At 64.9% G+C, this 12,224-nt stretch carries 7 protein-coding genes; 4 read left to right on the top strand and 3 right to left on the bottom strand.

Going from position 1 to position 12,224, the window contains the following annotated elements; translation table 11 throughout:
- Positions 1-217: 217 nt before the first annotated feature.
- The gene (locus AUL39_RS02340) at positions 218-1,183 is read right to left on the bottom strand and encodes a DMT family transporter (protein ID WP_059053207.1); all 966 of its coding nucleotides are present in this window, start codon (positions 1,181-1,183) and stop codon (positions 218-220) included.
- 193 nt (positions 1,184-1,376) lie between these two features.
- Between AUL39_RS02340 and AUL39_RS02335 the strand changes: the two genes are divergently transcribed.
- From AUL39_RS02335 to AUL39_RS02325, 3 genes are read left to right on the top strand one after another with little or no spacing between them, the layout of a single operon-like run.
- Positions 1,377-4,346: an insulinase family protein gene (locus tag AUL39_RS02335; RefSeq protein ID WP_059053204.1), complete on the top strand. Its 2,970-nt coding sequence runs from the start codon at positions 1,377-1,379 to the stop codon at positions 4,344-4,346.
- Between the two features lies 1 nt (position 4,347).
- Positions 4,348-5,667, top strand: coding sequence for a 2-hydroxyacyl-CoA dehydratase subunit D (locus AUL39_RS02330; protein WP_059053202.1), 1,320 nt, complete (start codon positions 4,348-4,350; stop codon positions 5,665-5,667).
- On the top strand, positions 5,657-7,432 hold the full coding sequence (locus AUL39_RS02325; RefSeq protein WP_059053200.1) for an acyl-CoA dehydratase activase: 1,776 nt from the start codon (positions 5,657-5,659) through the stop codon (positions 7,430-7,432). The genes AUL39_RS02330 and AUL39_RS02325 overlap by 11 nt, the downstream gene beginning before the upstream one ends.
- A gap of 27 nt (positions 7,433-7,459) precedes the next feature.
- Here the strand turns inward: AUL39_RS02325 and AUL39_RS02320 are convergent, their stop codons facing one another.
- Together AUL39_RS02320 and AUL39_RS02315 are read right to left on the bottom strand one after the other, a co-directional pair.
- Positions 7,460-8,044, bottom strand: coding sequence for a nitroreductase family protein (locus tag AUL39_RS02320; protein WP_059053198.1), 585 nt, complete (start codon positions 8,042-8,044; stop codon positions 7,460-7,462).
- Between the two features lie 107 nt (positions 8,045-8,151).
- A complete protein-coding gene (locus AUL39_RS02315) occupies positions 8,152-9,312 on the bottom strand; it encodes an aminotransferase class I/II-fold pyridoxal phosphate-dependent enzyme (RefSeq protein WP_059053195.1) in 1,161 nt (386 codons plus the stop codon).
- 509 nt (positions 9,313-9,821) lie between these two features.
- Between AUL39_RS02315 and nrdD the strand changes: the two genes are divergently transcribed.
- Positions 9,822-12,044 (top strand): anaerobic ribonucleoside-triphosphate reductase, encoded by a 2,223-nt coding sequence (nrdD, locus tag AUL39_RS02310; RefSeq protein WP_059053193.1) that lies wholly within the window; start codon positions 9,822-9,824, stop codon positions 12,042-12,044.
- The last annotated feature ends 180 nt before the right edge of the window (positions 12,045-12,224 follow it).

The raw sequence follows: 12,224 nt of genomic DNA, 5'->3' as shown, positions 1-12,224 counted from the left end.
CCCGCCGTCGGCCTCTCGTCGGCGTTTCGTCGGCCTTTCTCTCACGAAACCTGCGGGTTAATAGCAGTTAGCCTCGTGCGCCGCCGAGAGAAACCGCAGGTAGACGACTTGAGACCTTTTCAAGAGGTGCAATTAAGCCGCAGGTTTTCCAGCGCCCCCGGAAGGTCTTCTCAGACATTGCTGCTAACCCGCAGGTTTTCCAGCCGCCGCCCCCTGCCTACGCCGTGAGGTACACCATCGCAAGCACCAGCGCAAATCCCACAAGGTCTGCCACCGAGAAGCTCGTGCCCAGCCACAAGACCGAGGTCACTGTGGCAGTGAGGGGCTCGATGGTCCCCAAGAGGCTCGCGCGCATCGAGCCCGCGTCTTTCACTCCCTGCAGGTAGAGCGCGTACGCGCCAAAGGTCCCCACGACCACCATGAAGGCGAGCAGCGCCACAGCAGCCACATCCAGCTGCGGCATGTGCTCCCAAGGCCTATACGCAACAAGCAGGATGGCGCCCGAGAAAAGAAACGCCAGCCCGTTCACCACGAAGTTGCCCCACTTTGCCAGCTGGCGGGCAGGCAGGATGGAGAGGCACGCCGAGGCTGCCGCGCAGAGAAGTCCCCACACAAGCCCGCCCACAGGCAGGCTGAGCTGCCCGGGATTGCCTCCCGTTGCCAGCAGATAGGTCCCCACCAGGGCAAACGCGATGCCCAACACCTCTCGCCGCTTTGGCCCGCGGCGCATCCTCGCGCACACGTAGGCGAGCACGGCGAGCATCCCCAGGCTCTGCATCACCGTGGCCGTGGCGGAGTTGGTCCAGCTGATAGCCTCGAGGTAGGCCACCTGCGAGAAGAGAATTGCCCCTAGGCTCACGCCAAAGATCCCCACCAGCGAGCGCGGGTCGCACAGGGCGCGGGTGACCTGCCCCTTGTTGGTGACGCGCGCCGCTGCGAGAAAGAGCCAGCAGGCGGAGAGCTCGCGAACGCACGCGAGCCACAGTGGGTCGACCGCATACGCGTCCATGAGCAGCTTCGACGCCGTCCCATTGATGCCCCAGAACGTGCCGCCCACAAGCGTGCACACCACACCACGCAGGATGCGCTTACGACGCTGCTCGTCGCTGAGTGGCGCGGCGCCAGCCGCCATGGGATGGCTGTCCCTCTCGTCGAGCGAGCCTTCGTCAAGCGCCTCTGCCATTACGCGTTCCCCGTCCTTCTCAGATGAGACAAGGGGACTGTCCCTTTGTCTCACAGCGACATGTGATTCTACAGCGGAATGCATCATCCACAGCACGCCGGTCTGCTTACCGGGAAAAACGGGCACCATACCATGCGTGTTAAGCTTCTTCTCGAAACAAGATATCGGCGGCCAAAGGCCGCAAGGAGGAACCATGGCATCCGAAGGCATCACCGCAACACCCCAGCGTGACTTCCTCACGCCCGACCCGTCCCTCGCCCCCGGCAGCGTGCACGCCGGCTTCGAGGTTGTCTCCGCGACACCCATTCCCGAGGTCTCCGGCACCATCTACGTGCTGCGTCACCAGACCTCCGGCGCCCGCGCCATGTGGATCTCGTGCGCCGACACCAACAAGTCCTTCTCGATTGCCTTCAAGACGCCGCCCGCAGACGATACGGGCGTCTTCCACATCATCGAGCACTCCGTGCTCTGCGGCTCCGATGCCTACCCCGTGAAGGAGCCCTTCGTCAACCTGCTCAAGACGTCCATGCAGACCTTCCTGAACGCCCTCACGTTCCCGGACAAGACCATGTACCCGGTGGCCTCCACCAACACGGCCGACCTCGAGAATCTCATGGGTGTCTACCTTGACGCCGTTCTCCACCCCGCCATCTACCACCGCCGCCGCATCTTCGAGCAGGAGGGCTGGCATCTCGAGGCGTCAGACGACGGCTCGCTCTCGTACAACGGCGTGGTCTTCAACGAGATGAAGGGCGCCCTCTCCGACCCGGACGAGGTCCTGAGCCTGGCGCTCTCCCGCGCGCTCTTCCCCCAGAGCCCCTACCGCTTTGAGTCCGGTGGCGCACCGCGTGCCATCCCCACCCTCACCTACGAGGGCTTCCTTGACGCGCACGCCCGCCACTACGCCCTGCCCAACAGCTACACCATCCTCTACGGTGACATGGACATAGACCGCGAGCTGGCTTTTATCGACGAGCGCTTCCGCGGCGCCGAGAACCGCAACGCAGGTGCGCCCAACCCCCTGCCTCTCCAGCCCGCGGTCACCGCCGCCCCGGTGAAGGTCGAGATGGCAACCACCCCCGACAACGCCTCCGTAGGCTTGGCGTACGTTGTTGCCACGTCCAACCAGCGCGAGCGCGTGCTTGCCGTGGACGTGCTGCTCGACGCGCTCTGCGGCTCCAACGAGGCGCCGCTCAAGCGTCGCGTCCTCGACGCCGGCCTTGCCAACGACTTCCAGGCCGCGCTCATCGACGGCGTCGCCCAGCCCGAGGTGGTCTTCCAGCTCAAGGGCGCCCACGCGGACGTGTCTGAGCGCTTCCGCAAGCTCATCGAGGACTCCTGCCGCGAGTTTGCCGAGAACGGCATCCCGCACGACAAGCTCGAGGCCTCGCTTGCCCAGGCGGAGTTCAACCTGCGCGAGCGCGACTTTGGCTCCTGGGCAACAGACGGCGTGGCCCTCTCGATGCAGGCACTCTCGAGCTGGCTCTACGACGACAACCATCCCTTCGACTACCTGCAGTATGAGGACGCGCTGGCCGACCTTAAGAAAGGCCTGGACAACGGCCTGTTCGAGGGCATGCTCAAAGAGATCGTGTGCGAGAACCCCCACTCCGCGCTGGCGGAGCTCGTTCCCACCGAGGGTGGCGACGCTGCCGAGGAGGCAGACGAGCTTGCCCGCCTGCGCGCGCAGATGAGCGACAAGGACGTCGAGGACGTGCGCCGCGAGGTCGAGGCGCTCCGCGCCGAGCAGGAGGCGCCAGACTCCCCTGAGGCCCTGGCCACGCTGCCCACGCTTACCGTCGCGGACATCGAGCCAGCACGACCGGACCCTGAGGTCGCAGACGTAAAGGCGCCACTCCCCTGCCTCGCCCACGAACTTGACACCCGCCACATCGACTACGTCTATCACTACTTTGACCTGCGGCGTGTTGGCTTTGCCGAGCTGCCCTACGTGGGTGTGCTCACGGACCTTCTCGGCAAGCTCGACACCAAGCTCCACACGGCCTCGGACCTCGACACGCTGGTCGAGGCAAACCTTGGCAACCTCGGCTTTGGCTACGAGACCTACGGCCGCGACGACGACCTCTCGTTTGCCCGCCCCATGCTTGTGGTGAGCGCGAGCGCCCTCTCCGAAAAGGTCGACTCCCTGGCCAGCATCCCGCAGGAGGTCTGGGGCAAGACCCTCTACCTCGACGGCAACCGCATGCGCGACATCCTCACGCAGCGCAAGGTGGCGCTCGAGCAGTACTTCGTGAACTCTGGTCACGCGGCGGCCGCAGCGCGCGCAACGAGCTACTTCTCGTCCGCCTCGGTGGCATCGAGCCAGATGGGCGGCATCGACTACTACCTCTTCCTCAAGCGCCTGCTTGCCAACTGGGACCGCAGGCTCCCGGCACTCCGGGAGATCCTCCCCAACCTGGCAGACCGCATCTTCACCGCAGACGAGGTCACGGTGAGCTTCACCGGCCCCGCCGAGGACCGCAAGCGCTTCTGGGAGCTTGGCGGCACGCTGGGCCTCGAGGAGCAGGGCGAGAACGTCTGCGAGCACAGGCTCCAGATTCCCACCCCCAAGGTCTCGCGCGAGGGCTTCGTGATCCCCTCTAACGTCTCCTTCGTGGCACGCGCCGCCGCGCCAACCACGGCAGACGCAGGCACCCTGGGCACCTGGCAGGTGGCAACACGTGCACTCTCCTTCGACTACCTCTGGAACGAGGTCCGCGTGAAGGGCGGCGCCTACGGCGTGGGCTTTAGCCACACCACCGAGGGCATCCGCAGGTTCTGGTCGTTCCGCGACCCCAACGTTGCCTCCACGCTCCAGCGCTACGACGGCGCCGCCGCATGGCTTGCCAACTGGGCCCCCACGGACGACGAGCTCTCCGGCTACATCGTCTCCTCCGTGGCCGCGCAGGACGCTCCCGAGAAGCCCCGCGCGCTTGCCCGCAGGCAGGACATGCAGCACTTCAACGGCAGGCCCGCCAACTGGCGAAACATCATCCGCCAGCAGGAGCTCGACACCACCGCCGAGGCCGTGCGCTCGCTCGCGCCGGCGCTCGAGCCCACCGCCGCCCCCGCGGGCGTCTGCGTCTTTGGCCCGCGCGAGGCCATCGAGGCGTCCGGGCTCGACCTTACCGTGCACGAGCTCGTCGGCAGCGAGGAGGCGTAGCGTGGCGGGCGCCTCGGCAGGCGAGCGCCTCATAGGCTGGTACGGAGGCGTGGCCGAGAAGAACCTCTCGACGCGCCCAGACTTTGTGCGCAACTGGCTCATGCTGGGCTTCCAGGCCATGCGCGGCAAGGTCCACCTGGCCCCCTACGGCGACCTTCTGCCCTCGGGCAACCACGGCTACCAGCTCTTCATGGACTCCGTGGTGGGCGCGCTCGCAGACTTCGACAACGCCGTGGTCACAAGCATCTTCACCCCCAACGAGATATTCCACGCGCTGGGGGCGCGCCCCGTGACGGCAGAGGCCGTGGCCTCCTTCGCAAGCGGCGCCCAGGCGGAAGGCGGCTTTATCGCCGCAGCCGAGGGGCGCGGCGTCCCCGAGACGTACTGCTCCTACCACCGCATCCTCATGGGCATGGCAACCTCGGGCGTGCTGGGCAAGCCACGCATGCTCGCGAGCTGCTCGGTAGCCTGCGACGCCAACAATCTCACCTTCAAGACCTTGGGCCGCTTCTGGGACGTTCCCCACGTGTACGTGGACGTTCCCTACGACGTCTCACGCGACTCGGTCCTCTATGTGGCGGACGAGCTTCGCGAGATGGGCCGCGCCGCCGAGGGCGCGTTCTCACGCAAGCTCGACGAGGGGCGTCTGCGCGAGGCCTGCGCATGCTCCGAGCGCACCATGCGCGAGCTTGCGGCTACGCTCCCCACGCGCCGTGGGCGCTACCTGGCAAACACCATGACCATCGACATGATGGAGATGCTCGACCTCCATCTCTCGCTGGGACTTCCCGAGTGCGAGGAGCTGGCGCGAGAGATGCGGCGCGACTTTCTCGCTGCCTCGCCGTACGAGGGCGTAAACCTGGTGTGGGCGCACGTCTCGCCCTACTTCCTGGAATCTCTAGGTGAGCTCGTGAACACCAGCCAGACGTCGCAGATTGTGGCATCGGACATGATGTTCGAAAGCGTTACCGCAGGCGAGGCGTGGTTCGATGCATCGAGCCCCTACGAGTTCATGGCCGAACGCCTGGTGCGCAGCTGCTTCAACGGCCCGGCGACGCGCCGGGCGGACTGCATCGAGCATCTCGCACGCGAGACAGGCGCGGATGCCGTGGTACTTTTCTGCCACTGGGGCTGCAAGCAGACGGCAGGCGCGGCGCAGCTCATCCGCCGGCAGCTCGAGGGGGCAGGCTGGCCCGTGCTGGTACTCGATGGCGACGCCTGCGACCGTGCCAACTGCATGGAGGGCCAGATGTCCACGAGGTTCTCGGCCTTCCTCGAGATGGTCGAGAAGCGCAAGGAAGCTGAGAGACATGGCAGCTGAACAGCAGAAACATAACGAACTCTTCTACGCGTGCAAGTACACGCCCATCGAGCTCCTCGCGGGGTTTGGTGCCGCGCCACGCATCGCCGAGGCGGACGTTGCCTCCTTTGCGTACGCCGACGCACTGGCCCATCCCAACCTCTGTGGCTACGGCAAGGGCCTCATCGAGCGCATGATGGCGACCGATGTGCACGAGGCCGTACTTGTGACCTGCTGCGACGTGGTACGCCGCGTCTACGACGTGCTGCAGGCCTCTGGCCGCATGGACTTCCTGTACCTGCTCGACCTGCCGCACCGGAGAGGGCCTGCGGAGATTGCGCTCTTCCGTCGCCGTCTGCGGGCGCTCGCAGACGCCTATGCCGCGTACAGCGGCGCGCAGTTCGACGTGGGCGCGGCATGCGCCGCTTGCGGGACGGGCGTGGCGCGCGCGGACGACCGCGTGACGCTCATGGGCGCGCACGCTTCGGCATCGCTTGTCGCCGAGGTGGAGAAGGGCGTGGGCATGCCGGTGGAGAACGCCACCTGTACGAGCCGGCACCTCAAGGTCTCTCCCCCGCCCCAGCTCGCGCGGATGGCTACGGGTCCTGCCTGCGGCGTGTGCTGCGATGGCGGTGCAACCCCCGCAGCTGACCCCCTCGACGCTTTTCTCGACTGGTACGCACCGGCGCTTCTCGGCCAGATTCCCTGCATGCGCATGGATGACATTGCCGAGCGGAGCGAGCTTGTGGGCGAGCGCGGCCAGCAGGGCGTGGTCTACCACACCATGAAGTTCTGCGACTACTATGGCTTCGAATACGGAGCCCTTGCGGAGAAGGACGAGATTCCCATGGTCAAAATCGAGACGGACGGCACGTCGCAGAGCGAGGGCCAGCTGCGCACAAGACTCGAGGCCTTTGGCGAAACCCTGCGGGCCCGCGGCGGTGCCGCGCACCAGGTACAGCCCGCGCCGACGGCGTCAGGCGATGCACCCGCAGGCCCCACGGCAGCGGCCTACGTCATGGGCGTGGACTCCGGCTCCACCTCGACCGACGTTGTGATTATGGATGCAGACAAGCACATTGTGGCCACGGCCATTGTGCCAACCGGTGCCCGCGCGGCAGACGCCGCGGCTCGCGCCATGGACGAGGCGCTCTCCCAGGCAGGCCTTGCTGCAGGCGACGTGGCCCTGCGCGTCTCGACGGGCTATGGCCGTGACAACATCGAGGGCATGGACTCCTCGGTCACCGAGATCACCTGCCACGCGCGCGGCGCCCACTACCTCGCGCCGGATGCGCGTTCGGTCATCGACATTGGCGGACAGGACTCAAAGGTCATCCACCTGAACGCCAACGGCAGCGTGGCAGGCTTCGTGATGAACGACAAATGCGCTGCAGGCACCGGGCGCTTCATGGAAGCCATGGCGCGCGTGCTTGAGATGGACCTCGACGAGTTCTGCCGACGAGGCCTTGAGTGGCGCCATGAGGTGCGCATCACGAGCATGTGCACCGTGTTTGCCGAGAGCGAGGTCGTCTCGCTTGTGGCCGCAAACACCCCCACTCCCGACGTGATCCACGGGCTCGACGTATCGGTGGCGAGAAAGACCGCCACGCTCGCAAGCCGCGTGGGCGCCGAGCCGCCCTACCTCATGACCGGCGGCGTCGCGCAGAACGAGGGTGTGGTACGCGCGCTCTCCGAGGTGCTCAAGGCGCCAGTCGCCACGCACGAGGACTCGCAGCTCTGCGGGGCCATTGGCGCAGCCCTTATCGGCCTGCAGTCGCTGGGATGAGACAAAGGGACTGTCCCTTTGTCTCATCTAGATGAGAAGGTTCTCCAGCGCGAGCTTGGGCACGTGGTGGGTGCCCTCCTCGTCGCGCCAGTACGCAAGCCCATGCTCGCTCTCGCTCGTCTCCAGCACCACGCGTTCGCCGCGCACGCCCAGAGCAAGCACCAGCTCGGTAACGTAGTCCTCAGCCGAGACCCCCATAACCTCGTTCACGTCGGGGTCAAAGCTCTTGAGCATGCAGCAGCCAAGCCCGCGCGACGCCGCAGCCAGCGCGATTGTCTGCGCCGCAATGCCCGTGTCGATGAGGCGGACGAGGTTGGTTGCAAGGGCCTTGGGCGCGCACACGGCAATGTAGCCCGTGGGCCTCTCGCCTGCGGCGGGACCGTCCCAGTCGCGCAGCAGCGCTGCCCAGTGCAGGCGCGAGAAGACCGCCGAGCGCTCCGCAGGCTCAACGACAATGTGGAAGCGCAGGACCTGCATGTTGTTCCCCGAGGGAGCAAAGCGCGCTGCGTTTACCAGCGCTGCAAGGTCCCCGTAGCAGAGCGGTTCCTCCTCGGCGAATCGTCGATACGAGCGAGACGATCGCACCAGGTCCTGGAAGTTCTTCGAGTTCATGTCGCCACCCCCTTGCCGGGCATGCCCGACGGACTGCCGCCGGGGCCGCTCCCCGGCAGCGACAACGCACTCGGTGCCGCGCCCGCGCTTTCGCAGACGCGACCCCGCTAGATCCCAGACTCGCCAATCCTTCGGCATGCCTCGCGCAGGCGCTCCGGAGGCATGACCAGGGCAAAGCGCACGTAGCCCTCGCCCGAGGGGCCAAAGCTCGCGCCCGGCGTCACTATGACGCCGGCCTTCTCCATAAGCTCGAGCGCAAATGCCTGGGAGTCCATGCGACCATGCGGAATGCGCGCCCACACGAACATCGACCCGTGAGCGTTGGGGCGTTCCCAGCCAACGGCCTCCAGGCCGTCGCAGAGCGCATCCCTGCGCTCCTGGTAGAGCAGGCGCTGACGCTCGACCGAGTCGCGCGGGCCGGTGAGTGCGGCAATTGCCGCGTCCTGCTCGGGCAGGAACATGCCAAAGTCCACCTGGCTACGGAGCTTGCGCGTGGCGGCCACGATGTCCTCGCGCCCCACCAAAAACGAGAGGCGCGCGCCGGTCACGTTGAAGGACTTGGAGAGCGAGAGGAACTCCACGCCCACGTCGAGCGCGCCGGGATAGTCGAGGAAGCTCCCGCCGGCCGGGCCGTCGAAAACGATGTCGGAGTAGGCGTTATCGTGAATAACCACGATGTCGTGAGCCTTGGCAAAGGCGATGATTTGCTCGTACACCTCGGGCGTACCCACGGAGCCAACGGGGTTCGCGGGAAGCGAGACCACCATGTAGCGCGCAGCATCCGCAACGTCATCGGGGATGCCCTCCACCCACGGGAGGAAGTCGTGCTCAGCCGTAAGTGGGTAATACCAGGGCTTTGCTCCCGCCAGAAGCGTGCCGGTGGCAAAGACCGGGTAGCACGGATCGGGAATGAGAGCCACATCGCCGGGATCTGCCAGTGCCGCGCACACGTGACCCATGCCCTCCTGCGTGCCGCGGCAGCTCATGACCATGGAGGGCGTGATGCCCTCAACGCCAAAGCGCGTGCAGTAGTAGTCGCAGACAGCCTGGAGCAGCTCGTCCTTGTCGTGCAGGGCGTACTTCCAGTTGGCAGGATCTTCGGCGCTCTTTCGCAGCGCCTCAACCACGTGGCGCGGCGGCTCGAAGTCCGGCGTGCCAACCGAGAGGTCAAACACCTCGCGACCCTGTGCCTCGAGCTCGCGACGCTTGGCGTTAAGAGCGGCAAAGACCTCGTCGCCAAACAGGTCGAGCCTCTTTGAGAACTGCATGCACACCCCTCCCCGGATGCAGGCGTAACGTACGCATGGGACTGTAGACCACAAGCGGGCAAATGGGGACGCCTGTAGGCAATGACGAGCCCGATTGTTACATTGGGTGGGGCAGGCGGCGGCCAAGGGAGGGGCCAACGGTAGGGCGGAAGCCCGTCCGAGTCCCCAGGACCGGCTATCTGGCAGCTTGGACCGCATGGCACAAGAGGCCCACAAGACACCTCCACCGTTCACCGAAAATCGAGTCGATAAATGGCATCGTTATCTTAAATGTTTGAACTTCCGCCCTTTTCTCACCTGCGATGACTCTGCAATGTTCCAACGCAATATGAAATATCGAGATGCAATATCCGGTATTTATCTCATGCTCTGGGCACAAGATATTGTGGCATAGTAGACAGCGCCGCAACGCAGCACCGGTTGCAGCACCAAGAGAGACACACCAAACGCATTGCCAGCACCTGCACGTTTTTCTTCTGCCAGGCACTGTGCAAAGGGAGAGTGAGCACATGAAGATCATCAAGCGCAACGGTTCGGAGGTCACGTTCGACGTTGCCAAGATCGAGAACGCCATCCGCAAGGCCAACATGGAAGTGCCCGAGGACGAGCGTCTCACCGAGCGCGAGATTCGCTTCGCCTCGCTCAACGTCACCGACGAGTGCATGGAGTCTGGCCACACGGTCACCGTCGAGGAGGTCCAGGACCTCGTCGAGGACCAGCTCATGGCCCTCGACCACTTCTCTGTGGCCCGCAAGTACATCATCTACCGCTACGTCCAGAACCAGAAGCGCCAGAAGAACACGACGGACGACAAGATCCTTGCCCTCATCGAGTGCAACAACGAGGAGGTCAAGCAGGAGAACTCCAACAAGAACCCCACCGTCGTCTCCGTCCAGCGTGACTACATGGCCGGCGAGGTCTCCAAGGACCTCACCATGCGCGACCTTCTCCCCGCTGACATTGTCCAGGCGCACGAAGAGGGCATCATCCACTTCCACGACGCGGACTACTACGCGCAGCACATGCACAACTGCGACCTCATCAACCTCGATGACATGCTGCAGAACGGCACCGTCATCTCCGGCACGCTCATCGAGCGCCCGCACAGCTTCTCCACCGCCTGCAACATCGCCACACAGATCATCGCCCAGGTGGCCTCCTGCCAGTACGGCGGCCAGTCCATCTCGCTCACGCACCTCGCGCCCTTTGTCGACGTCTCCCGCAAGAAGATCCGTCGCTCGGTCTATGCCGAGATGGAGACCATCGGCTACAAGGCATCGCCCGAGCAGATCGACGAGATGGTCGAGAAGCGCCTGCGCGACGAGGTCGCGCGTGGCGTCCAGACCATCCAGTACCAGGTTGTCACCCTCATGACCACCAACGGCCAGGCGCCGTTCATCACCGTCTTCATGTACCTCAACGAGGCACGCAGCGCGCAGGAGAAGCACGACCTCGCCCTTATCATCGAGGAGATGCTCAAGCAGCGCTACCAGGGCGTCAAGAACGAGAAGGGCGTCTGGATCACCCCGGCGTTCCCCAAGCTCATCTACGTGCTCGAGGAGGACAACATCCACGAGGGCGACCCGTACTTCTATCTCACCAAGATGGCAGCCAAGTGCACCGCCAAGCGCATGGTGCCCGACTACATCTCCGAGAAGAAGATGCGCGAGTACAAGCTCTCCAAGGGCGAGACCGAGGGTCACGGCGACGTGTACACCTGCATGGGCTGCCGCTCCTTCCTCACGCCCGACCGTTCCGGCAACGGCTACGACAACGTCGCCAAGGCCAAGAACTACGAGCCCGGCAAGCCCAAGTACTACGGCCGCTTCAACCAGGGCGTCGTGACCATCAATCTGCCCGACGTCGCACTCTCGTCCGATGGTGACATGGACAAGTTCTGGAAGATCTTCGACGAGCGCCTCGAGCTCTGCCACCGTGCCCTGCGCTGCCGCCACGACCGTCTCTGCGGCACCCTCTCCGACGCGGCGCCCATCCTCTGGCAGTATGGCGCGCTGGCCCGTCTCGACAAGGGCGAGAAGATTGACAAGCTCCTCTATGGCGGCTACTCCACCATCTCGCTTGGCTACGCCGGCCTCTACGAGTGCGTGAAGTACATGACCGGCAAGAGCCACACCGACGAGGAGGCCAAGCCCTTCGCGCTCTCCGTCATGCAGCACATGAACGACAAGTGCGCCGAGTGGAAGGCCGCCGAGAACATCGACTACTCGCTCTACGGCACGCCGCTCGAGTCCACCACGTACAAGTTCGCCAAGTGCCTGCAGAAGCGCTTTGGCGTGGTCAAGGGCATCACCGATCACGGCTACATCACGAACTCCTACCACGTGAACGTGCGCGAGAAGATCGATGCCTTCACCAAGCTCAAGTTCGAGAGCGAGTTCCAGCGCCTCTCCCCCGGCGGCGCCATCTCCTACGTCGAGGTACCCAACATGCAGGACAACCTCGAGGCTGTCATCCGCGTCATGCAGTTCATCTACGACAACATCATGTACGCCGAGCTCAACACCAAGTCCGACTACTGCCAGGTGTGCGGCTACGACGGCGAGATCAAGATCGTGGAGGACGACGGCAAGCTCGTCTGGGAGTGCCCGCACTGCGGCAACCGCGACCAGTCCAAGCTCAACGTGGCCCGACGTACCTGCGGCTACATTGGTACGCAGTTCTGGAACCAAGGCCGCACGGAAGAGATCAAGGATCGCGTGCTGCACCTGTAAGCTCGATGAGGGCCGCCCCCGCGTGGACATGCTCGGCGCTCGTGCGTAGCGCTCGCTCGCTTCGCGACTCGCCGTCCACGAGGGGGCGGCCCCTTCTTACAGGCAAAGCACGCGAAAAGCATCCTAAGAGCAGAGGGGCGAGGCGCCTCCTTACGGGCAGCACGCGCTTGGCGGCTGGCG

It is taken from the genome of Tractidigestivibacter scatoligenes, assembly GCF_001494635.1.
GTDB classification, from domain to species: Bacteria; Actinomycetota; Coriobacteriia; order Coriobacteriales; family Atopobiaceae; genus Tractidigestivibacter; species Tractidigestivibacter scatoligenes.
The sequence above is the reverse complement of the archived record's forward strand: the minus strand, read 5'-3'. Positions and strand labels throughout refer to the sequence as shown.